General features: G+C 49.3%; 22 protein-coding genes. 2 read left to right on the forward strand and 20 right to left on the reverse strand.

Features of this window, described 5'->3' with window-relative positions; genetic code table 11:
* Positions 1–2: 2 nt before the first annotated feature.
* The 15 genes from AC50YG_RS26370 to AC50YG_RS26440 form a co-directional block, all read right to left on the reverse strand.
* Positions 3–269 (reverse strand): phosphopantetheine-binding protein, encoded by a 267-nt coding sequence (locus AC50YG_RS26370; protein ID WP_494831212.1) that lies wholly within the window; start codon positions 267–269, stop codon positions 3–5.
* A complete protein-coding gene (locus AC50YG_RS26375) occupies positions 256–1,551 on the reverse strand; it encodes a UDP-glucose dehydrogenase family protein (RefSeq protein ID WP_494831214.1) in 1,296 nt (431 codons plus the stop codon). The genes AC50YG_RS26370 and AC50YG_RS26375 overlap by 14 nt, the downstream gene beginning before the upstream one ends.
* Complete coding sequence (locus AC50YG_RS26380; protein WP_494831216.1) at positions 1,548–2,642, reverse strand: NAD-dependent epimerase/dehydratase family protein; 1,095 nt, start codon at positions 2,640–2,642, stop codon at positions 1,548–1,550. Before AC50YG_RS26380 ends, AC50YG_RS26375 begins: the two co-directional genes overlap by 4 nt.
* Positions 2,643–2,661: 19 nt before the next feature.
* Positions 2,662–3,444: a glucose-1-phosphate cytidylyltransferase gene (rfbF, locus tag AC50YG_RS26385; RefSeq protein ID WP_494831218.1), complete on the reverse strand. Its 783-nt coding sequence runs from the start codon at positions 3,442–3,444 to the stop codon at positions 2,662–2,664.
* Between the two features lie 145 nt (positions 3,445–3,589).
* On the reverse strand, positions 3,590–4,393 hold the full coding sequence (locus AC50YG_RS26390; protein WP_494831220.1) for an ABC transporter permease: 804 nt from the start codon (positions 4,391–4,393) through the stop codon (positions 3,590–3,592).
* Positions 4,394–4,398: 5 nt separating this feature from the next.
* A complete protein-coding gene (locus AC50YG_RS26395) occupies positions 4,399–5,208 on the reverse strand; it encodes an ABC transporter permease (protein WP_494831222.1) in 810 nt (269 codons plus the stop codon).
* Complete coding sequence (locus tag AC50YG_RS26400) at positions 5,195–6,187, reverse strand: ABC transporter ATP-binding protein (protein ID WP_494831224.1); 993 nt, start codon at positions 6,185–6,187, stop codon at positions 5,195–5,197. The genes AC50YG_RS26395 and AC50YG_RS26400 overlap by 14 nt, the downstream gene beginning before the upstream one ends.
* Before the next feature lie 14 nt (positions 6,188–6,201).
* Positions 6,202–7,242 carry a Gfo/Idh/MocA family protein gene (locus tag AC50YG_RS26405; RefSeq protein WP_494831225.1) on the reverse strand — a complete coding sequence of 347 codons (1,041 nt, stop codon included), beginning with the start codon at positions 7,240–7,242 and terminating at the stop codon, positions 6,202–6,204.
* Between the two features lie 14 nt (positions 7,243–7,256).
* On the reverse strand, positions 7,257–8,447 hold the full coding sequence (locus AC50YG_RS26410) for a radical SAM protein (protein ID WP_494831226.1): 1,191 nt from the start codon (positions 8,445–8,447) through the stop codon (positions 7,257–7,259).
* A gap of 80 nt (positions 8,448–8,527) precedes the next feature.
* The gene (locus AC50YG_RS26415) at positions 8,528–9,637 is read right to left on the reverse strand and encodes an SPASM domain-containing protein (protein ID WP_494831227.1); all 1,110 of its coding nucleotides are present in this window, start codon (positions 9,635–9,637) and stop codon (positions 8,528–8,530) included.
* A 34-nt stretch (positions 9,638–9,671) separates the two neighbouring features.
* A complete protein-coding gene (locus tag AC50YG_RS26420) occupies positions 9,672–10,802 on the reverse strand; it encodes a UDP-glucuronosyltransferase (protein ID WP_494831228.1) in 1,131 nt (376 codons plus the stop codon).
* Positions 10,803–10,831: 29 nt separating this feature from the next.
* Positions 10,832–12,166 carry a hypothetical protein gene (locus tag AC50YG_RS26425; protein ID WP_494831229.1) on the reverse strand — a complete coding sequence of 445 codons (1,335 nt, stop codon included), beginning with the start codon at positions 12,164–12,166 and terminating at the stop codon, positions 10,832–10,834.
* Positions 12,163–12,402 (reverse strand): acyl carrier protein, encoded by a 240-nt coding sequence (locus AC50YG_RS26430; RefSeq protein ID WP_494831322.1) that lies wholly within the window; start codon positions 12,400–12,402, stop codon positions 12,163–12,165. Before AC50YG_RS26430 ends, AC50YG_RS26425 begins: the two co-directional genes overlap by 4 nt.
* A gap of 2 nt (positions 12,403–12,404) precedes the next feature.
* Positions 12,405–13,247 (reverse strand): class I SAM-dependent methyltransferase, encoded by an 843-nt coding sequence (locus AC50YG_RS26435; RefSeq protein ID WP_494831324.1) that lies wholly within the window; start codon positions 13,245–13,247, stop codon positions 12,405–12,407.
* Positions 13,248–13,441: 194 nt separating this feature from the next.
* Complete coding sequence (locus AC50YG_RS26440) at positions 13,442–14,473, reverse strand: hypothetical protein (RefSeq protein WP_494831230.1); 1,032 nt, start codon at positions 14,471–14,473, stop codon at positions 13,442–13,444.
* A 299-nt stretch (positions 14,474–14,772) separates the two neighbouring features.
* On the opposite strand from AC50YG_RS26440, the gene sigK reads away from it, so the two are divergent.
* The gene (gene sigK, locus AC50YG_RS26445; protein ID WP_046234276.1) at positions 14,773–15,471 is read left to right on the forward strand and encodes an RNA polymerase sporulation sigma factor SigK; all 699 of its coding nucleotides are present in this window, start codon (positions 14,773–14,775) and stop codon (positions 15,469–15,471) included.
* A 92-nt stretch (positions 15,472–15,563) separates the two neighbouring features.
* Here sigK and AC50YG_RS26450 read toward each other — a convergent pair whose 3' ends face one another.
* Together AC50YG_RS26450 and AC50YG_RS26455 are read right to left on the reverse strand one after the other, a co-directional pair.
* On the reverse strand, positions 15,564–16,739 hold the full coding sequence (locus AC50YG_RS26450; protein WP_494831231.1) for an MFS transporter: 1,176 nt from the start codon (positions 16,737–16,739) through the stop codon (positions 15,564–15,566).
* Positions 16,740–16,810: 71 nt separating this feature from the next.
* Positions 16,811–17,821: an alpha/beta fold hydrolase gene (locus AC50YG_RS26455; RefSeq protein WP_494831232.1), complete on the reverse strand. Its 1,011-nt coding sequence runs from the start codon at positions 17,819–17,821 to the stop codon at positions 16,811–16,813.
* Positions 17,822–17,950: 129 nt separating this feature from the next.
* Here AC50YG_RS26455 and AC50YG_RS26460 point away from each other — a divergent pair, with 129 nt between their 5' ends.
* Positions 17,951–18,850, forward strand: coding sequence for a LysR family transcriptional regulator (locus AC50YG_RS26460; protein WP_494831233.1), 900 nt, complete (start codon positions 17,951–17,953; stop codon positions 18,848–18,850).
* 97 nt (positions 18,851–18,947) lie between these two features.
* On the opposite strand, the gene AC50YG_RS26465 is transcribed toward AC50YG_RS26460, so the two are convergent.
* The 3 genes from AC50YG_RS26465 to AC50YG_RS26475 all read right to left on the reverse strand — a co-directional run bounded on the left by AC50YG_RS26465 (position 18,948) and on the right by AC50YG_RS26475 (position 23,601).
* Positions 18,948–19,541, reverse strand: a complete 594-nt coding sequence (locus tag AC50YG_RS26465; protein ID WP_473755056.1) for a hypothetical protein — start codon at positions 19,539–19,541, stop codon at positions 18,948–18,950.
* Between the two features lie 17 nt (positions 19,542–19,558).
* Positions 19,559–22,234 carry a YhgE/Pip domain-containing protein gene (locus AC50YG_RS26470; RefSeq protein WP_494831235.1) on the reverse strand — a complete coding sequence of 892 codons (2,676 nt, stop codon included), beginning with the start codon at positions 22,232–22,234 and terminating at the stop codon, positions 19,559–19,561.
* A 527-nt stretch (positions 22,235–22,761) separates the two neighbouring features.
* The gene (locus tag AC50YG_RS26475; RefSeq protein ID WP_494831237.1) at positions 22,762–23,601 is read right to left on the reverse strand and encodes a nucleotidyltransferase domain-containing protein; all 840 of its coding nucleotides are present in this window, start codon (positions 23,599–23,601) and stop codon (positions 22,762–22,764) included.
* Positions 23,602–23,705 lie beyond the last annotated feature (104 nt).

A 23,705-nucleotide genomic window follows, 5' to 3' on the forward strand; every position in this document is an offset into this window, starting at 1 on the left:
GCTCACTCCTTCGATGGCTGCATCTCCTTATATTTCGAGATCAGCTCCCCGATTTTCCGCATCGTGGAGACATTTTCCGTCAATAAATCTTCATCATCGATCATCAGGCCAAAATATTGCTCCAGCTCAACTACAAGCTCCACCACAAGAACGGAGCTTAAATACTGCTCCGTTAAATCCGCATCCTCTCCAAGCCCCACAAGCAGCTCCGGCTCTAGGTTCAACAGCTTCCCCAATATATTCACGATGCTTTCCTTATTTTCCAGCATGAACAATCACCCCGCTTTGCGCTTCCGTATACCTGCCGTCGATGACGAGCTTGCCTGAGAGCAAATGCCTTTTCTCTGCAAATTCCTCCCAGCTGGTAATCTGCGCGATAACTTCGCTCCCCGAAGCCAGCTCCTCCATCGTTTGTACGTATGAAATAGGCATTCCGTAAGCTAGATCGAACGCTTTCATCGCTAGCGGGTCATAGGCAGCAATGCTTAGATAGCCCATCCCGAGCAATTGACGAATGATTTCAAAGGAAACGGCGCCGCGTACATCGTCGCTGCCCGGCTTAAATGAAAGCCCAAGAATGCCAATCTTACGGCTCTTCTGGTCTCCGGCAGCAGCGGCAATCCGCTCCGCCATTCGCAGCTGCGCCTTTTGGTTCACGAGGGCCGCAGCCTGCAGTAGGTCGGCATGCTCGCCAATGACAGAAGCGTGATGAATCATAGACGCGATGTCCTTAGGCAAGCAATATCCGCCGAAACCGCAGCCTGGATATACGTAATCGGTCATCTTGGCTGGCGTGCCGTGCCAGCGCTTGTCCTCGTGAAGCAAGCGAAACGCCTGAGGAATCTCAATGTCGCCAGTCTGCTCCGCAATCAGTGCCATCTCATTCGCGAAGCTGATTAGCGTGGCGAGCAGCGAATTGGACATATATTTTACAAATTCGGCGGTTGTGGCCGATACGCGGTGGACGGGAGCATCAAAGCCCAAGGCATACAGCTCGGCAAGCATCCGTCCGCCGACAGGCTCAGCCTCCCCAATGACGATTCGATCCGGCTCCATCACATCGCGCCACGCCGAGCCTTCCCTTAGAAACTCCGGGTTTGCTGCCAGGCCGACATGCTCTCCAAGACGTAATCCCAGCTGTTCGAGCAGAGGAGCAATTACGCGCGAAGTCGTACCCGGCGGTACGGTGGACTTTATGACCAGCACGCGGAATCGGCCGTCGAGCAACACCTCGCTGCTTTCCTTCACCCCATCCAGCAGGGCGTTCAAATCTGCGCTGCCATCGGCAAGAGCGGGAGTGCCTACGCAGTAAAAGATATATTCCGCACTACGCAAGGCTTCTTCGAGCGTATCACAAACCACGAATCTGCTGCCCAGATAGCGCCCAAGCTGCTCTTGCAGCTCTGGCTCGTGAAATGGTATCCTTCCGTTTTGGTACAGCTCCCTTTTTTCCGGATCGCAATCGTATGCAAATACGGTACAGCCGAGACGATGGGCAAGTCCAAGCCCGGTCGTCAGACCGACGAAGCCTAGTCCGATTACCGCGATCATACGGAGATCAACTCCTTCTGCAGAAACGTTAAATAACGTCTGACTCCTTCGGACACTTCAATCTCGGGCCGGTAATCGAGCACACCTCGGGCTTTTGAAAGGTCCGGACAGCGCCTAGACGGGTTATGCAGCAAGTAATCCTTTTCCGAGGATGCAGTGTAGTGGATGTCGCCCGTGTAGCCTTGCAGCTCAGCGGCAGCCTCACGATATATGCCAGCTAACTGTTCAACGGACAGCTCGCCGCCGTCCATGCCGATATTAAAAAAGTCGAATTCGTCATGCAGAAGGACGCGGAGGTAGCCGTCAATCGCGTCGGCAATGTAGCAATACGTCCGAGTCGGCTTGCCGTCCGAGTGAATGACAATCGGTTCATTCCGGAGCACGGCTAGCGCGAAGTCGGCGGGCAGCCTTCGATCCGTGAGCGACATACCGGGACCGAAATTGTTGAACGGCCGCACAACACGGACTGGCATGCCGAATGTCTGATGATAGACGTAGCACAGCGTCTCGCCCATTCGTTTCGACTCATCGTAGCATGCGCGCGGGCCGATGCTCGCCACATGTCCCCAGTACGACTCAGGGGTCGGTATGAAATCCGGGTCCGGATCGCCGTATATTTCGCTGCTGGAAAAGAACAGAAGCCCCTTCAGCGGGCGATGCTTATAAAAGTCGAGCAGCCGCTGCAGCCCCATAACATTCGCTTCGATCGTTTCGACTGGGAACTGCCGATAAAATGTGGGCGAGGCGATGGAAGCCATATGAAAGACGTAATCAGCAGACTCGGCGCCCTGCACAAGCTCAAGGCTGTCTCTGGCAATATCGAACGTGTGCGCCTCGATATCCTGATGTTCATGGGTTAGGCGGGAAAGCCACTCCGGGATACCGGAACGGAAGGTATCGAGCAGCAGCAGCTTGTTATAGGCATAGCCCTGCCGCTTCAGATGAACGAACAAGTGAGTCAGATAAAACCCGATAAAGCCGCCGCAGCCGGTAATCAAAATGTTCATCCCGACGAAGCAGGCGGGGTTGGCCATTTTTTCTTGGATATATGCCATATCTTCCTGTACGATCGGATTATTCATCACATCCATAGGTATTTCAGCACCTCCCTTAATCCTCGCGCCAGCGCTTCCAGGGGGCTTCCCCGGAAGCCCAAAGGCTTTCAAGATACTGCTTATCGCGCATCGTATCCATGCAGTCCCAGAACCCATCGTGTCTGTAAGCCATCAGCTGTCCCTCCTCAGCCAGCCGAGGAAGGACATCGCTCTCAAGCACATCCGTATCGTGAGCGATATAATCAAGCACGCCTGGCTCAAAGACAAAAAAACCGCCGTTAATCCAGCCTCCGGTATCAGCCTTTTCCTTGAAGCAGACGACCTGATCGCCCATTAGGTCCACCGTGCCGAAGCGGGCACGAGGCTTGACGAGCGTGACCGTGGCCAATTTGCCATGGGATTTGTGATAATCGAGCAAGCTCTTGACGTCGATGTCCCCCACTCCATCCCCATAGGTCGTCATGAATGTATCGCCGCAGAGCTGATCCCGAAGCCTGTGCAGTCGCCCGCCCGTCATGGTGCTCAATCCCGTATCGAGCAAATGCACCGTCCAATCCGGCTGCCTGTGCCTGACAATATCGACGGTGGCTTGGCTCATCTGGATGCAGAAATCGTTTTGTAAATACATATAATTGAGAAAATATTGCTTGATCATTTCCTTCTTGTAACCTAGAGCGATAATAAACTCATTAAAGCCGCAAGCATCGTAAATATTCATAATATGGCATAAAATCGGCATGCCTCCGATCTCTACCATCGGCTTCGGCCGCAGCATCGTTTCTTCACCCAGACGGGTACCGAAGCCGCCGGACAATAAGACAACCTTTGTTTTCCCCATCCCCGACGCTCCTCTGCTAAGAACTTCTATTTTCAATCGTCATGTGCTTGGCGTCCGCACTATGGTGCTTTTCGATCATGCGCAGCCCGTAAATGGGCATCCCCGGCTGAACTAGACTAGTCTCGACTAAGCTCCGAATCGCCCCCTAGCTGCTTGCGCTGGAATAATTGCGGATGGCCACATTCCACAGCTTCCGCGAGAGGAATAAGAACAGCAGCGGGGCGATCAGGAACCAGACCATATGCGTCCAGGTCAGTCGATCGAGCACGAACAGCGGCGGAAAATTAGTAATGACAAGCACCGGGAACAAAAACGTGCCTACATGCCTAACCGAGCGGCCGTATATATGCATTGGCACATGGTTCATATCCCATATCGCGGTAGACATTTGATTGACCGCCGCCGTCTGCACCGTCCAAAACGAGATCAAGGATGGCATCAGGAAAATCGCATATTTGAGCACGATGCCAAGGAAGATGAACAGCATGAACACCAATACCCGCGAAGGTGTGACCGGAATGCCCATGCGAGCCCAGGCAATAATAATCATCCCTGCTCCAGCCACTATGTTTGTAAACGAAAAACCGAAGTCCACATTGCGCAGCGTCGCAATAAACTGCAACGAAACCGGCTTAGTGATGAGCAAATCAAGCGTTCCGTTTCGAACGTGATTGCTCAAATTCATGAAGTTCGAATAAAAGAAAAGACAATAAAAGCCCGTCATCATTGTAAAGGACCCGACAAACATCATCATCATATCCGGTGTATAGCCGTTAATGACGACCCCGACGCGGAACGCAACCATTACATAAAGCAGCTTGATGAATAAATAAGCGATTTCAATCGTGTTAGCGAACAAAAAATTGATCCGGTATTCCATCTGGGCGATGAAGCAGTTTTTGACGATAACCTTGTAGATCAACGCATATCTTTTTAATGTCTTTAACAAGGCAGCTACCCTCCCACCGCAATATATTTCGTGAGACCCTGCCTCCACAGCAAGGTTGAGAGCGCGGCGAACACTCCGATCCAGATCAGCTGCATCATTGCCCCAGTAGCAATTTCCGGGCCGGTCAGCATGCCGCCGAGCAGACGGATAGGGAAATAAATCACGTAATTGAATGGAAGCGCCAATAGAATAGCCTTGGTAACCGGGCCGTAAATATCCAGCGGAAACAACCCTCCGCCCGCAATATTGGCAAGCAGCACAAACGTCCGAAATGCGCCATTCGCTTCCGTGAACCAGAAGGCGACAGCACTTAAGCTGTAATAGATGAAGAAGTTCAGCATTAAAGCGCTGGGCACAACGCATAGAAACAGCAAAATATAGGGCAGGTTGACCGGAAAATCGAGCCACGCGTCCAGCAGCAGCATGACAATCACTGAAAGGGCGAGCACAACGAGCATTTGCACGCCTTTTTCCCCAAGAAAGCAGAAAATCCGGTATGATAAATACCCGATCGGCTTGACAAGGTACTTATTCAATCCGCCGTCCTTGATGTCCCGGGCAATTTCGTATTGAAACGTGGTGCCGATCAGCTTGGACATCAAGACGGCCAGAATGGAATAGGCGATCATCTGGTTATACGAAAATCCGAACACCATTTGTTGGCCCGAGCTGGTAAACACCGCTCTCCAGTAGAAGTACTGAATTAAAATCGGAAATACCGCGCCAAATAGGTTCAGAAAGAAGTTCGTCCGGTATTCCAGCGAATTTTGCACGCCGAGTGAGAAGGTTTTCAAGTACATGCTATGCAGTCTCATGCTTCTCACCGCCACTTTGGTACAGCAGGGCGATGCCCTCCTCAATCGGAATATCCTCGATGGTGAAATCGATTACGGGCAAGTGATCAAGCACCCAGCGCGACATTTTTTTAATTTCCGACTGCTCGAACACGAACTTCACATGCGTATCCTTGAATTCCTTGACTTCTCCGACCTGATGCAGCACCCATTCTTCAACGGGCTCGGAAAGCACAAGCTTCATCACCTTTTTATGCCCGAGCCTTTCATTGACCTCACTCAGCCCACCGTCAAATACGATCCTTCCGTGGTTGATGATAATAGACCGATCGCACAGCTCCTCAATATCGTTCATGTAATGGCTGGTCAGGACGATTGTCGTTTTTTTGTCGCGATTGTAATATTTGAAAAACTCCCTTATTTTGCGCTGCGAAATAATATCGAGACCGATGGTCGGCTCATCAAGGAGGAGGATTCTCGGCTTATGAATGAGAGCGGCAATCAGCTCCATCTTCATCCGTTCGCCTAGCGACAATCTGCGCACCTGCACCTTAAGCAGCTCCTTCACGTCCAGCAGCTCGGTCAGCTCTCCCAGCGTCCGCGCATACTCCGCATCGTCCACTTCGTAGATGCATTTGTTCAGGTATAGCGACTCATTCGCAGGCAAGTCCCACCACAGCTGATTTTTCTGTCCCATGACGATGGAAAATTGCCGTTTAAATTCGTTTTTCCGCTCCCATGGCGTGTAGCCGAACACTTTGGCGCTGCCGCTCGTCGGATGCAAAATGCCCGACAGCATCTTGAGCGTCGTCGTCTTGCCAGCACCATTCGGCCCGAGGAATCCGACGACCTCTCCCTCCTCGATGCTGAAGGAAATATCCGAAACCGCATGTTTGGTTTGCTGCTCGCGGCGGAACAAATTTTGGATCGAACTTTTAAGTCCCAGCTCTTTCTTATGGTAAGTGAAGGATTTGGATAAGCCGTCAACCTCAATGATCATGCCTGTTGTCTCCTTTACTTCATACGTTCATCGACATGGCGCTTGTGGTATACAGCGTCCGCAAGAATCCGCTCTTGGAGCCTGACCCGCTCCAGCGATTCATGAAGAAGCTCGCGGCTTCCTTGACCATTGCCATTGCCAGTCAAGACGCTGTCGCGGAAATACGCCAGCTGATTTTCGTAATAATGCATCGGCTCAAAGCTTTTGCTGCCAAGCGGGCGGCCGGTTCCCGGCTCCTCGATCTTGATCGTGATTTTATATCTCCCAACGTTGGCGCGAAAAAAATCGTTTACTACCAGGGTGGCATGCTCCAGCCTCAATACATGCCGCGTGCGATAAGGGCGTTCGAAGGAAGCCGACAGTTCCGCAACGAACCCGCTGGCATAGGCGAGCGAGGCGTCGAACGTCCAGTCGCAGCCCCTCGGACCGTCGAACGCTGATTCCGCCTTCAGCTTCGAGGGCTTGTTTGCCTCAATGCCCGGCAGCTGCTGCAGCATTTGCAGCCAGTAACAGCCAAGGTCGGCGAAGACGCCTCCTCCTCTGCCTGGATCGCAGCGGTAGCTCGTCATTGGCAGATCACGCATCGATATATGCAGCTCCGTCCGCATCTGCAGCAGCTTGCCATAACGCTGTTCTTGAATGAGCTCCCGCAAGGCGCTCTGCCACGGGTGATGCTGGATCATCAGCCCTTCCAGCACGACCACTGGCTCGCCTGCAAGCCGCTCCGCAAGCTTCGCACACTCCACCGCATTCATCGCAATCGGCTTCTCCACCAACACATGCTTGCCCGCCCGGACGGCGCGCAGCACCCATTCCGCATGGAGGTCATTACTCAGCGCGATATACACGGCGTCCACATCCGGACTTGCCAATACATCCTCAAGCCGCTCAAATACGTGCGGTACACCGAATTCCGCAGCCAGCGCCTCCGCCCGCGATCTTGTACGGTTAGCAATGCCCACCACCCTAATGCCTTCGACGAACGGAAGCGGCTGAAATACTGCCCTGCGAACGATGGACGCACAGCCGATGATGCCTAGAGCTAAAGTTCTCATGTCAGCATCAGCTCCTATATGTGCTTTAGCGCCGAGACGCCATGCAGATACAGCACATTGCACTTGGAGCATGCCGGGGTCAAGCCGTTATTGATGGTCTCCCGAAGACGATCGTATTCCGCGGAATTCCATATTTCCTCGAGGCTTTTTTCTTTTAGATTGCCTACCGTGAACTCGGAGAAAAATTTACAGGCCGAAATGTTTCCTGTCGGCGTTACGTCAATGCGCGTAGCCAGCGCCAAACAATCGGTCGCACAGCGACTGGTCATGACCTCGCCTGTGACGAAACGCTCGATTTCGTCAAATTCGAGCCCCGGCTGGTAGCGCAGACGGGTGTCCCAGACACGTTCGTTCATTTTGCGAAGCTGCTCCAGCAGGGAGGGAAGATGCTGCGGCTCAATCCGGTACTTGAAGGCGTGCCAGCTGCTCTTCTCTCCCTCCTCAATATGGCGAAGCCAGTCGAAGTGCTCGAGAAAATAATCGTCCATCGCAAGCGACGTATCCTGAGCGATATACCAAGGGAACGTCAGCAGCACGAGATCAATTCCCCGCTGCTCGAAGCTCTCCATCAGATCGTATAAATAATAGATGTTTGCGTTATTGATGACGCAATGGACCGAAATCCGTCCATGAAACCGCCCCTCTGATCGAAGCGCCAGCAGCTGGTCGATGCCCTTCATCACCTTGCTGTAAGAGCCCTTTCCCCGGATGAGATCGTGGTCCTTCTCAAACCCTTCCACGGCGATAAGCAGCTCCAGCTGCTCAGAAATACGCAGCATTTGCTCCATATATTGATCGAAGAGCAATCCGTTGGAGCAAATCGTGACCTCACGAGGATCCTCCTCCAGCATCGTCAAAATCTCGCCGAATCGCCGGTGGAACATCGGCTCGCCGCCCCACAAATACAAGCGCGATTTCGCCTGCTTCGTATCCTCGAACAAGCGTTTCACAATGGCTACGTCGATATCCAAATTTTGTTCAGCCACCTCCATCTGATGATGGTAGCCATCCTCGTTCCATTGGTAGCAATGCTTGCAGCGCAAATTGCAGCGGTTGGTCAGCTTAATGGCGACCACCTCGGGAAGCTCCGTCTTGTACTTCGGGTTTTCCCGCTTCTGCCTCATTGGGATCGCTGCGTTTCGGATCGTTCGCTTCAGAATCTCAAACGACTTCTCATCCATTCGGATATTTGTTTTAGGCTGCACGCTTACTTCCCTCCCCTTAAGCTCAGCATAGATTCTTAAGTGACGCGAGGCTCTGCCGCCTCAGGCTTTGGCAAGGCCGCTCAGCGCGGCTTCTCGTTATAATACAAGCAGCAGCCCGGGCAAATGGAAAACAGCTGCTTGCGCAAATAGTCCCTGTACTGCTTGTATTTCGTGCCGTTCCAAATCTCCTTTAAGCTAAGCTCATTGACGTTCCCGAGTGATAGATCGTAGAAATTGTGGCAGGAGGTTACCTCGCCTCTAGCACTCACCTCCGTGCTGATCCATGGAAAAACGCAGCGCTTCTTCATATTGGTAACCTTGGACCATTCCGCATTAAAATAATGGCGGATATTTTCCTCGCTGATTACCTTCGGATACGCATTAAAGTACATGCCGTGCTCCGCACAGTGGCGCTCAATCCGCTTCAACTGCCGGCACAGCTCCGCTGCATCGACTTCCGCGAACTGCGCAGGATCAGCGATGAAGCCTCTCGCAATCGGCGCGGCGGCAATATCGAAATGCTCCCGCAGTACGCCTGCGTAGTGATCGTAACGCTCCCGGGTGACATACTGCTGCAGCTCGACGCTAATACAATCCAGCATTGCAAGGTCTAAGCTTTCAAAGTAGAACCGCTCCAAATGTTTGTAATTCGTCGGCGTGACGGTTGTACTGATGCCAATTTTCGGATATTCGCTGCCCATTGCTTCCCGAAGCTCATAAAGCTTGCGGATGCCTTTCATTGCCTTGCGGAAGACGCCTGCTCCCCGCTGTGCATCATTAATTTCCTCAGGACCATCAAGCGACACCCAAATTCGCTCTGGCGGGAAAGCCATAATCATCTCCGCATGCCGCTCCAGCAAGGTACCGTTAGTGGGAAAATGTGCTTTGCTCCCTGTGGTATGAATGAGCTCAAATACTTCGTCGATCCATGGGTAAAGCAGCGGCTCTCCCCCATAAAGCTCATAATAGGGACGTGTATCCTTGCAATCCTCAATAATTTGCTTCACCACGCCGATATCGAGCTTCTTTAGCTCTGGCTTCTCCTTGTAAGAGCCATTATCTCCCCACTCGAAGCACATTTTGCAGCGTAAATTGCACGATTCGATCAGCTGCAGAAAAATCCACTTGGGACTGTGCAGGTCTAGCGCTTGCGCCGCGATAGGCGCGGACTCCGTTTTAATCGCCATCATCTCGCCCTCCTCCCTAAGGATACAGTCCTTCAACTCAACCCATTCGTTCCAAATAGTCGTCCGTATACGATCTCGTCGCTGCTCGTTTCGCGAGCAACCGTTCATGAATCGTCTCTAGCGCCTCCTCTGCAAACCCCGCGCGCTCCCAATCCTCATAGGTAATTCCAAGTCCATGCTCCAGCCATACTTCCAAGTTTCTCCTCTCATGCTCGCCGAACGGCTCAAGCATAATGACCGGTGTGGCCGAGGCCAGCGAATCCATCAGCGTCCCCGCCCCGGGCTTGCTAATGATGCCCTTAGCCTGTCGAATGACATCATAGAGACCATGATGGGATGGCAGATTGGAAAATGACGGTGCAGTATCCGGCCTAATCTCGCCGAACCTTGGAAATTCATGCTCCCCAGACTCCCCTTTAATCCATGCCATCCACCCGGGATCGTTCATGTAATAACGATTGCCCGGCTTCTGCCGCTCGGCCTCCGCTGGCTCATAAGCAACGACATCAAGGGCAACGCCCAGCTGCGCAAGCTCCGGTATTTTCCCTTGATACGTCCCCATCCCCCAGCCTCCGCCATGAATGACATACCGAGGCGCTCTGTCTGCGAAAGGCAGCGGTTCTCCGTCGCCGACAAGAATCTGAAGATGAATAGACAACGTTGACGACGCATACAGCCAAACCTCACGGTAACGAGCAGGGTAATCGGGCCTATATTTTTTGAGGCTTTTCCAAGAGGGCGACAAATCCGAATCCACATAAAGCAGATCGACCTCCAGCTCGGCGGCATCGGCACCGAGCTTCTCTCTGTACAGTTCCAGGATGTACACCCAATGCCCAGACAAGGAAATAAACCTCCTTCTTCCCTCCGCCGCCCAGCTGTTTAGCAGGTCAACGATTTGTTCCGGATCGAAGCTGTCCCGAATATCCTTGGGCAGCTTCGTGGCGATTTTCGCAAGCGCAAAATGATCATGATAAGCCTTTCTGCTGTCTACGATTTTTGCTTGCTTTTCCTTTTGCATGAACCCTTCGAATACCAGCACCTCGGTCGGTATGCCGCGCTGTCTTAATTGATAGTTCACGATTAAACCTGGGTTATAGAAGCCGAGCCCGAAGCCTGAGCAAAGAATTGTGGTGAAGCGATTGTCCCGATTAGCCCCATTGCCCATCTTATTTTTCTACTCCTTCCCTATAGGCTTTAATTGGTTACGGCAATACCGCTTGTCTTCAGGAGGATGCGCATGCGGGCAAGCAGCTCGCTGCAGCGTTCTATCTGCCCCGCTGCAGCGGACAAATAAAGCCTTCCCTTGCGCTTTAATCCGTCCGCCTGATTGATCGTGAACGTACCCGCACTAAGCGGTAGAATTCCCTCTCCCCGATCAGGCCGGAAGAGCAGCCCTTCGCGCTCCATAGCCGCAAGCAAATCTGCGTACTCCACGATTCCATGGCAGATGACGGACAAATAGGTAAGGTTCCCCTGAAGCGAAAATTCGGCCAAATAATCGTCCAGCCGTTTTTTGATCAGGCTCATCGACTTGCGTGCGTTAATTTCAACGATCGGCACGAGACCACCGTCCGCCAGCAGCATCGAATCGACACAGACGTGGCCGTAGTAACCGCTTTCATAAAGCAGATCGGCCGTGTTCTGCATGAGCTTAAAATAGTCTTCACGCTCCAGCTTTTCTATGAGCTCCTCGCTTGCACTGAACGTGCCTTGATAGGCAAATTCGGCGTTCATGACCTGCTGTACGGAAATCAGCTCATAGCCGCCGTCCGCATCAATATGGAATTGGCATGAAAAATCGGTTTCCTTGTCCAGCAGTGGCTCGAGCAGAAATAAAGCTGACTTCCCCCTCTGCTCCTGGGCCGCAACATAACCGGCTATACGCTCCAGCATCGCCATGCTTTGGATCAGCAAATTCCCTTTACCGGATACGCCAAACGTATCCTTAATAAGCACGGGACCGGCACCCAGCATCGCTTCGGCGGTGCGCCTCAGCTCCATATGATTCCTCACAATTCTCGTTGGCGGGCCATAGCCCAGACTTTCTCTGAGCTCTGTCGAATACAGCTTGGAATTCACGTGCCTAATTGTATCCATATCCGGATAACGCCCACCTAGCCGATAAAGCGAAGATAGCTCCTGCAAGCCGTCCAGTACGGCAAACGGCTCTACAAAGCCGCCCGGCGGAAGCAGTTCCTTATACTTGTGCACTTCCCCCTTATTCAGCATTTGCTGGAAGGGATTTTCCTCCCGCGCTCCGCTGTTAGCCTCAAGTGGCTCGTCGCTCGTCCTAAACGTCAAGCCAATGCTGCTCAAATAGCGAAGCTGCGCCGGTGCCACGGGATTTCGGGTAAGCAGCACATCCGAGCTTTCGCAAAATAAAAATAACAGCTCGTCCATGGCGCCAACTATTGCCTTTGCCTGCGGATCAGGCAGGGAAGGTAGCTTCGCCAGCGTTTCATCCCGCCACAGCGTCTCCGCATCGAAGGCGCCGCAATGGATCTTCGTTACGCCCCCAGCCCGTCTCATGCGCTTTTTGCTTGAATAAAGTCGCAGAATATATCAATGGACTGCAGATGCTCCAAATCAAATTGGTCAAAATCGATTTCGATTTCGAATTCGTCTTCGATTCGGAGTATGAAATTAATCAGCTGCAGCGAGTCCAGCCCCGCATCATTCACCATATCGGAGGCTCCCGTCAGCGTAGCCGCCAGATCAGGCTCATTCTTGATTTCGGATATAATCGTAATAATTTGCGTCTGCAGCATTACTTGTTCTCCCCTTCATTTCGTTTTCGAATAACCGCCAAAATATCGGTTTGCGGGTATTTCAAATTATAATTGGTTAAATGCGGCTGCCGATTTTCCGTGATTGAAATGAGCTCCAATTCTCCAGGCAGTGAATTTAGCACATGTTCGATGAACGCTTGCTTCGTAAAACGCCAAATGACGCCGTCAATAGACGAATTCGCCATATAACCCGCGCTCATTTGTTTGCCTGAGCCCTGCTCCTCCAAAATAACAGGATCCAGAATCCACAATTCCCCTCCTTTATTTAGTAGCCTTGCACATTCCTTAAACGCTTTTTTATGATGCCGAATGTGATGAAAGCACCTGGCGAAGACGATCTTGTCAAAGCTTTCGTCCGCCTTCTCCACCTGATAAATACCAGAATGGAGGCAATTGTGCAGCCGGCCCTTCTTCATGCCGAATTGAAGGTATTTTTCATTAATATCCAGATTGAGAAACTCTACATCCCTCCAACGCTTCGCATGCTTGTTCAGAAGCCCCGTTCCACAGCCAACCTGCAGCACGCTTCCTTGTAATTCAGGCAAAAAACGATAAACCGCTGTCGGTTTTGGAAAGTTAAGCACAAACATCGACAGCTCATATAGCCGGGGATGCTTTTCTACCAAACGCACGAGCTTACTGACGTAGAAGGGATTTTTTTTCGTTTGCTTTTTAAAATCGCGTTTATTCCAGAAATAATAAGGCGGATACAACAAGACGTAATACATGAGGTAAATCAATCGCAGCAGCATAACGCCAAACGGACTTGTGTGTCGACTGACCTGATGCTGAATCGGTGAGGTTGTTAGCATTGTTTTCATTGCCAAGCGAGTGAACAACTCCTCTCATCTACAACATGGGTGATGTAGCCTGTGAGTCAATGGCCTAATTCAACTTTATAGACAGTGGTGTTCGCCGTGCAATAAGACTTTTTTGATGAGCGGTTTTTTTATTTGAAAAATCCTCATTTCCTTCTATTGCACTTTTTTAAAACATTTGCACTTTCTAGAAATGGTTAAGGAATAGCCAATTGATTCAAGCATTTTTCCAAAAACAACGCTTCACTACGTTTCAATTGCTGCGTGCAGCGAATGGCATTTACAAGGTTGCTTGGGTCCCTTCTGACCCGTTGCTTCACACACCATTGATGAACAATTACGGTTTGCTTAAGCACATCCTGCAACATCGCAAGCAGGCCATTGTCGGATATCAGCTTGTGAGCGTGTAAGTACTCGACTCTTTTCATCATCCATTGCTTATGATTGACGAGCGTCTGGAGCGCTTTCATATGAAGGAGTGGCTGGTCTGATTCCAGCTCCCTTTCAAGGAATTGCTCGAGCAGATCATACACGCGCAGGCCAAACCAGAAATGAATCCTTTGCGGATTTTTTTCAGTCAACGGCTTGGACAGCAAATACTCCTCCAATGACCTTGCGATAAAACGAATGTCCAGCTCAAAAGCTTGCGTACTTAAATCCCGGTATGGATACTCGATAATCTCCAATGTCTGGCTGATACGCTGCCTGATGGGCCCAGCATGCCGAAGCGATTCTCGCAGCAGATCGAAGCTGACCGGTCTACCCGAGTCATAGACCGGCGGATTCGAAAAGTAGCCTGCAACATAGAACAGCTGCTGCGAAACATCGACGCCGTGAATAAGCAAATGATGCACCTGCTGCTTGGTTTGGTAAGAGGAAGTGCCGGGAATATAATATTCGTCTAGCGCGATAGCTAAATATTGATTTTTGTGCAAGCAATCGATGAAGAAGGTTAATGGGTCATCAAACCACGACCTCAATTGATCCGTATGCAGCTTTGACACAAAGGTATAGGGCAGTTCATGAAAAAAAGATGAGGACGCGAAATGAATAAAGTTGCCCTTATCAAATTCGGGAACGCCAAACAGATGGATATAGTGGCTAAACAGCCACGGCAGAGATAATGCTTCATTCGTCAGCACAATGGCTTGGGAAAAGGCGTGGTATGAATTGACCTCAATGATCGGCTTGCGAAGCGGAAGGATATGAGAGATGTTTACAGCTTCCAATTAGATCGCCTCTTTTCAATGGGATAATTCCACCATAGGTTAATCTCTTTTTTCCTGCAATTGCACTTTTTTGAGCATGTTTTAAAAATGGAGATTGCCGACCGAATATAGGGATATTTTCTTTCTTCATTCATTAACAAGCTAAAGCATATGATAGACTTACTCATTTTCGTCTACTAACGTCTTTTCGAATGTACATGCACGTATAGGCCCCCGCCTACATACAATGTAAAATTGATGTTCGTGCACGCTGAGGCTGATTAAGAGGCCCGGCAATACTTCATGGGGGTGTCCTGACGATGGGATTATTTGCTGCAATTGCTTTGTTTATTAAACAGCTAACGCTGCTCGTGTCGTACGTAAAAAATAACGCTTTTCCGCAGCCGCTGCGTGAAGAAGAGGAAGCGAAGCATCTTGCGCTAATGGCGGAAGGCAATACGCATTCCCGCAATCTACTTATCGAGCATAATTTGCGCTTGGTCGCACATATCGTCAAAAAATTCGACAATACCGGCGAAGATTTGGAGGATTTAATCTCCATCGGCACGATCGGCTTGATCAAGGCCATCGAAAGCTTTCAAACGGGCAAAGGCACGAAGCTGGCGACATTCGCTGCTCGTTGTATCGAAAACGAAATACTTATGCATTTGCGATCCCTAAAGAAAACGCGCAAGGACGTATCGCTGCATGATCCGATCGGTACTGACAAAGAAGGCAACGAAATCACGCTGGTCGATATTCTTGGTAGCGATCCGAATGAAATAGTCGAAACCGTCCAGCTTAAAATGGAAAAAAGTAAAATCTATAAAAATTTAGTCATACTTGATGAACGTGAAAAGGAAGTCATTATGGGCCGGTTCGGCTTGGAGCATGGCGGCGAAGAACGGACGCAGCGAGAAATTGCGAAGGAATTAGGAATTAGCCGCAGTTATGTGTCGAGGATTGAGAAACGGGCGCTGATGAAGCTGTATCATGAGTTTTATAAGGCGAAGAGATAACGCCAAACGCCACCTTCGTAAAGGTGGCGTTTGTTCTATTGAAATCATAAAAGACAAAGAGCTAATTTGTGAGCTTCAGTCCACTGCCTTTTTTATTTCGTAACCATAGGGCTTCCAACCCCAGCGTTCCTTTTTTTAAATAACAAGATCGCAAGAAGTATAGCTATGCATACAGCGGCAAGCCCCAGCCAATTTAAATATAGAACGGATGTACGGCTGATGACAAGCCCGCCTAATCCAGATCCCAGTGCAAAACCAAATTGGATGAACGACGTATTTACGCTTAGAGCAATGTCCGGATTTCGAGGCGCTAGAGTAACCAGATATAGCTGCTGTGCAGGGGAAATACTCCAGGTGGCTAACATGAAAATCATCAATACCAAGATTAGTACAACGAGATTGACACCAGCTAGAGCAAATAAAAGAAGAGCTGCTCCTTGTAACAAGAGTCCGATATAAATGGTAAATTTCGTTCCCTTTGCATCTGCCAATTGTCCGCCCACTTTTGATCCGACGAAGCTGCAAATTCCCGCCAGGAATAGAACACCGCTTATTTCGGTTATGGAGAGTGAGGATGTGGCCTGCAAGAAAGGCGCAATATAAGTGAACAGTGTAGCATAGCCCCCGATATAAAATAAAGTAATAACCAAGGCCGTCAGAACTTTTAAATTTCTTAAAATGGAAAGCTGCATCCAAAGCGTAATCTTTTCTTCTTCTTTGATTACCGGAACCTTTTTATAGATGATGATCAATGGGAGAACGCTTAATAAACCGATCAAAATAAATAAAACCCTCCATCCAAACATCTCACTAAAAAATGTGCCGATTGGGACACCCAGCACTAGCGAACTGCTGAGCCCCATTAAAATGATACCGATGGCATTCCCCCTTCTTTCCTGTTCAACGAGTCGTGTCGCTACAGCCATGGCTACTACGGTAGCGATTCCTCCGCTAGCTCCTTGAATCATTCGCACCCCTAGCATTGCATCATAAGAAAGGTTTATAACCATTAGTCCGTTGCTGGCAATAAACACACTGAGGGCAGCCATCAACAGCTTCCTGCGATCTACATTTATCGTTAATGCAATCAGAATCGGAGCGACAATGGCCGCTGAGAGAGCAAATACCGTCACCAATAACCCAGCCTGGGAAGTAGACACTCCCAAGTCCATAGCCATCATTTCAATGACTCCTGTAATGATATATTCAATGGTTCCTATTAGAAAAATAGCAAGGGCCAGAACATAGATCATCCGTTTATTTTTCAATTCAATCCGCTCCTCATCCAGTTATTTATGTATAATCGCAATTTGTATTTCTGTCAGCTGCGAATCTTTTTTTATTGAAGCAAAAAATGTTTTAGATTTTTATCTATAAATTCGGAATCTGGTTCATGTTGTCCAATGCCTGCACAATGCCCCCACTTCGATTCAATCGGTAGGAAGAGCGCATTCGGCATATGCTGTGCCTCATATTTGTTATCCTGGGGAGGGAAAAAAAGATCCGTACTTCCCGGCATAACCAGTGCCCGTGCTGTAATTCCGCTTAATGCAAATTTAAAGTCGCCGTCATACGTCGGATTAGCACTAATGTCACCGGTGATTCCGGTACGTAGCATGGTGATCAGGTCATTAGCGTCAAAGGCCAAAAACACTTGATCCCAGTAATCTACAAGATATTCCTCCAGTGTGTGATAGCCCTCTTGCTGATAGAGCTGTTCTAGATAATAAGCCTGAGAGAAGCCCCAGGCTGCATAGATTCGACCCATAGCTGCCAATCCCTTTGTGGGTTCCTGCGTATAAAAGCCATTGTTCCAAGCAGAATCAGCCTGAAGTCCAGCAATCATTCCTTCAAATACAACCTTTGCATGCGGCCGGGTCATGGCAGTACCTCCGAATGGAGCAATTCGTTCCACCATATCGGGATAGCTTGCTCCCCACTGAAACGTCTGCACAGCTCCTAGTGACCAGCCTACAACGAGAGCAATTTTTGTAATGCCAAAATGTTGAGTAACCAGCTGATGCTGCAGTCGCACATTATCATAAATCGAAATCAGCGGAAAATTAGCTTGATGGTAAGGCGGTGGCGTATTGCTTGGCGAGGAGGATAGTCCATTACCCAACATATTCGGGACGATGATAAAATACTTTTCTGGATCGAGTGCCTTACCAAGTCCAATAAGCCATTCATTATCGGTATGTAGACCTGCAAACCAGGTGGGATATACAATTACATTATTTTTCTCCGCATTTAGCGTGCCGTAGGTTTTGTAGGCAAGAATGGCATTTGGCAAAGTGTCACCGGATTGCAGCAGAATATCCCCCAGTTCATACACTTCATAATCTCTCATATAAAACTCTCCTTTTCTTAGCCAAGCTCGACTGTCTTTCTTGTCATCACTCTACGACGATGCTATTGTTAAGTCAAAGAAACGTTTTCGAATAGAACGTTCATTTTTTTTGAATCAAGGGGTGAAACTATGGAATTGCGCCAACTGAAAACCTTTCATATGCTTGCTTCCACGCTCAACTTTAGTCGGACTGCAGAAGTGCAAAACTATGTTCCTTCAACGGTTACGATGCAGATCAAGTCCTTGGAGGATGAACTGGGGGTCAAGCTCGTCGATCGATTGAATAAAAGAGTGACTCTGACCGATGCGGGGAGAAATTTTTTACGTTATGTAGATAACATATTGAGTACACTTGAAGAAGCGCAGCATGCCCTTAAGCAATCGGGCGAGGTGACGGGTACGGTGGTCATAAGTGCCGATGAAACGTTGTGTACATACTGGCTACCGGCTATACTGCGCCGGTTTCGCTTAAATTACCCAGGAATTCGGCTGATATTTAGACCGCTGACTAATTCGAACCTCAAACAGAGCTTGCGGGAAGGGGACGCGGACATTATTTTTATGCTGGATGAGAACAAGGAATCGGCTGGGTTTTGCGGAGAGAAAATGCTGGACGAGCCCTTTTATTTACTGGCAGCACCTGATCACCCTTTGGCTGCATATACAGCACTATCCATTGAAGATTTTCATGGCGAAACCTTTTTGTTGACGGAGAAGAGCTGCTCCTATCGCACTTTTTTTGAGCGAAGTCTTTCACAGAAGGGCATGGGTGGAATTACCGAATTGGAGTTCAACAGCGCTGAGGCCATTAAACAATGTGCAAAAATAGGAATGGGCATCGCCATATTGCCTGAAATGGCCGTGATCGCAGAAGTGAATCGTGGTGAACTGGTTCCATTACCTTGGGATTTGACCGCCACATCGTTTGCAATCCAAATGTTTTGGCATGAAGAAAAGTGGATTTCGCCAGCGATTGAAGCCTTTTTGAACTTGACCCGAGAACCATTTTTGAAAAATAGCACTCCCTAAAGGGTTGGATGGTTCAAGGCCATGGAGAGCTTTAGGGCAGGCAAAGACATGAAGCCTGTGACCGTTGCCGCCCGCTTTTTTAAAAATTCACCCCACGCTACTGCGTATCCTTTTTGATAAACGGCAGCTCGCTTATCGCGATCAAAACATCATTAACCTCAGTCATAATCGGGCCAATACCCGAATCCGACAGCAGGGGAATGCTCCAGTGCTGCTGCGCCGATATTTTAGAAATATGATTTTCGCCGCTGGCTTGAATAATCAGCTCCCATTTTATAACCGGAACGTTGGTGTGGCCCATAGACTTGCGAAAAATCGTCAACAGCTGCTGATTGATTTCATCCGTCATCGTTTGAAAATTTTCCGCTACCTCGAACTCGTACTGAATATGCAGCTGTGTACAAGGCTCATCCTCAGCGGCCTCATCAGCGTTACGAGATATGCTGAGCACCGGAGACAGTGGCTCCTCCTCCCGCTCACGCAGCGATTCCGCCGTCAGCACGCTGCTCCATTCAAAATACATATAGGCACTCGTTTGATATGGCTGCTGGTGTGCCCTTGGCGTACAAAAAAACGAAAACTCGCGATCCAGCGACCTTGTTTCCAGCCGGTTTTTATTTTGATAAATATGCAGCCCCGCAGCCTGCGCCGCCGCAATAATTTCTCCCACGAACTGTTCATACGTTTTCATACGTTTCCCCTTAATCTCTATGCTATAATTTTGGTCTTCTTCGCATTGTCGGACGAGCGCTTAATGATGCCGCTAAGCGGGCGTTTGAGCACGAGGGCAATGAAAAGGCTAATGGCAATAAAGCCGAGCAGAAACAGCATATCCTTCAGCACCGTTTCCCATAAAATGCCGCCAACCGCTTCGCGCAGCAAGCTAATCGCATACGTAAATGGCATAAACGGATTCAGCGCCTGGAAAAAAGGCGACGTCATGCTGATCGGAAAGGTACCGCCTGAGCTGGAAAATTGAAACACCATGAAAATTATTGCAATTCCCTTGCCCGCATTGCCGAACACAGACAGCAGCGTGTACGTAATGGTGACAAATACGATGCTGACGAGCATCGCGAATAAAACAAACCACAGCTTATCTGCGACGTATGCGCCTAAAATAAAAAAGTCTCCCAGCGTTACGCATAATGCCTGCAATAGTCCAATCGTTAAAAAGGTGCCGAGGCGACCCAAATACAACTGGTAGCCGCGATAGCCTCCATTCGGATTATCTGCCTCCGAGCGCAGCATCGAGATGAGCAGCGTGGCTCCAACCCAAAGCGACAGCACCCCGTAAAATGGCGACATCGCCGAGCCATAGTTAGGAATCGCATACAGCTGATTTTCCTTAATAAGCACGGGGCTCGCCAAAAACTCGCTTTCCTTCTCAATATCACCGCGCAGCAGCTTCGCAAGTTCGGCAAAGCTGTTATCAGCCTTCACTTCGCGCAGTTTATCTGCCGCTTTGCGAATCGCTTCCTCCAGCTGCGGCAAGTCGTCGCGAACAAGTCCGGCAACGCGCTTCACGCTGTCCGTAAGCTCCGGGAGCTGGTATTTGACGAAATCGGCCAGCTTTGCCAGCTCTTTTTCCGCCTCGGGCAAATCGTTCTGGACAAAAGCTGCGGCTGCGTCGATTTTTTTGCCAATGGCTGGCAAGTCATTGCGGATAAACGGCGCTGCCGTGTTAATCGCGTTCACGAAGGCGTCCGTCTTGCTTTGCAAAGTCGTTGCTATTTCATGCACCTTCGTGCGGATTTCCGGCAGCTCAGCCTGAATGCGGGTCAGCTCCTGCTGCCCAAACGTCAGCCCTTCACGCGCGGCCTTGAGCAGCTCGGCGATATCCGGCAGCTTGCTCTTGGCCGTTTGCAGCACATCGGACGATGCCGCTCCAAGCTGCTGCAATTTGCTCAAGCCTTCGGTAATTGCAGGCACAATATCGCTGTCGTAATGCTCCAGCACATAGCCAAGATCGCTGCTCACCTGCTCGGTTACCGCATGCAGACGCGCTACAATCTCCTCTGGGGGCGCGGTTCCCCGGTCCATCGCATCCTTAATGATGCCGAGCAGCTGAATTTGCGTATTCAGCTTTTCGACGAGACCGCTCAGCCGCTGAATGGGCCCGCTTAGCTGCCCATCCGGCAAATGGCTGTTAATCGTCTGCAGCACATTCGTCATGCTGCCGATTACGCCTGCCGCTGTACGGAGCCGATTCGAGAGCGCCTGCACTTCCGCTGCAGTCGGCAGCTTGCTAAGATCCGCTTCCTGCAGCCTTGCTGTCAGCAGTTCGGCAGCATCAGCGATTTGCTTGACCAGCAGCAAATTTTGCTGCAAAGTCGGGCTAATCGTCTGAAAGGCCTCCTGGCTCGACGCTAAAAAATCGTTCAGCCCGTCCGCGAAAGCGATCGCGTCTCCCCCCAGCGCCTCAAGCTTCGGCAGCTGCTCCTCAGCCGTCGTCACAATGCCAAGCGCTGTATTCGTTTTATCCAGCGCCGTGTCGACCACCTCGCTCACGCGGTCGAAATTGGCATCGACCTCCTGAATGCGCTGCGCCGCCTTCTGAATTTCAGGCAGCTTCTCCTGAATGATAAGAACCTCGGAAGCAGCATCGCTGATTTTCGGCCAATATTGCTGCAGCTTTAGCACATATTGCGCGGCTTCATTGATTTCCGGTAGCTTCTGCTGAAGCTCGATTATTTTTTGCGCCTTCTCGTTAATTTCCGGCAGCTTGCTTTCGATATCCAGCACCTTCTGTCCAGCCGCTTCGATTTCAGGCAAATGGCTTTCCAGACTGAAAATACCGTTCTCGACTTTGCGAATGGTCGGCAGCTCTGCTTCAATTTCTACGCCCGCCTCTTTCAATTTCGTCAGCACTGCTTCGCTGACAGCTTCTGTGAAGCCTTCGTTAATTTGCTTCGTGATTGCGGAAACGCCGGAGCCGGTTATTTTCGGCGCAATGGCATTCACCTTTTCATTGACCGTATAAATGACTTCCGGCCGCTCGATTTTGCCTTCGATAATGCCGGTTATTTTGGCAGAGAAGTCGGCTGGTATAAGCAGGCTTGCATAATAGGTGCCTTTTTCAACACCAGCCATCGCTTCCTCCTCACCTACAAACGTCCAGCCCAGCTTCTCGTTTTTTTGCAGGCTTGCCACTAGCTCCTCGCCGATATTAACGGTCTTGCCTTGAATAGCCGCTCCCGCATCGAGGCTCGTGACTGCTATTTTTATACCTTGCGTGTTGCTGTAAGGGTCCCACACCGATTTAATATTGACCCAATCGTACAAGCCAGGGAGCAATATTATCGCTAAAATAAGAAAAATGCCGGTAGGCACTCGTAAAATATGGAGCCAATCTGTTTTATAAATATGCCAAATATTGCGCATGAGTAGACCGCCTTTGCTATGTCATAAGTTGTGGAGCGGCCTTTGCAACACCAGCTTGCCGCTAATCAGACCTTAGTTTAGCATTAACAGGGAAAAGAAGAAATATGATGGGCTTTTTTTTCGGGGGGGAAAAGTGCTTGGAACAGCATATAAAAAGGGGCATGCACTCGTGGGGAATATGACGGATTACTTTCATTCATTGTAGAGGGCTTTTTATCGTTATGAGTAGAAGCCCACTCTCTATCATCATGTGTTTGTTGTCGAGACAGACCACTGCGGCCGGGAAGCCAGAGCTCGGGATGTTCACTCCATTTTTCGAGGACTGAGATTCCGCTATTCCAGCTTTTAACCCGATTTCAGGCCGTGAGCGGACAGGAAAGCCGTTATGGTCCTCCTCATCCCGTCAAAATCGCATTTGGCAGCGTATTAGCGGCTTCTGAGTCCGCCACATCTCCCTTAACCCATAATTCGGTTGAAATAACGGCTACTGTGTCCGCCAAGTTTCTCTTTATGCATTGTACCGCTATTCATTCGTTCAACAAATCAAGCGAATCATCAAAAAATCGATTAGCTTCTAGGTGAATATAACGAAGCAATGCCACTAAGTCAGCTAATCGCTTTTCATTTGAATCATAACAACGGTCAGGACGAAGCCGCTTTATATTAATTGCTTCATAGATTAACCCATGCCATTGTTGAGGAATAACTGTGATTCCATAATATCCAGCTTCAACTTTACTCATTATACTTTGCTCTTTTATTGTGTATAGTTGCCGTAACATACCCAGTGTACACCATTCCACTGCTTGATCAAGCTGCTTAGCGACATTCTCTTGGTCTGATTGACTGACTAAAGCCAATTGCTTCTCTAATCGCTCTATCCAGCTAACCCAGTAGGTATTTAAGTTTTCCATTACATATTCGACCAAGGGTTTAATTTCTATCTCAAAATTTAAGGGTTGTTCCGATCCGTATATTTTAATGCCATGATTTTTTAACATCCACCACGTAATTGGATTAATATCAGCACCATATCCATTTAAATGAACTTGTTTATTATAATAGGTTAAAAAAGAACTAATTTCACTTTGTGGTTTTCCCAAATCATTTTCGAGTAAGTAAGCTCCCATGATATCAGCGTGTGGAAACTTATTTTCAACCTCTTTGTGAGCTGCGGAGATTGCCTGGATATCGGACATATTAGGTGGTGTTCGAACAACTGCAATAAAATCGATGTCGCTGGAACCTTCAATATAGTCTCCTAATGCTACCGAACCATATATGTAAACAGATACAATATTCGAACGGTTCATTCTTAAACAAGTACATAACTTACTCATAATTTGTTCAACTACTTGTGGTAACATAACTAGCTCCCTTTAAATTCAATTGCTGCTCCCACGTTAATTCCACATCATTATCCAAATATCCTGTTGTGTGGCTGTATACAATTTCTTTAGGTAACACACCC

This window comes from Paenibacillus sp. J31R34, from assembly GCF_059383715.1.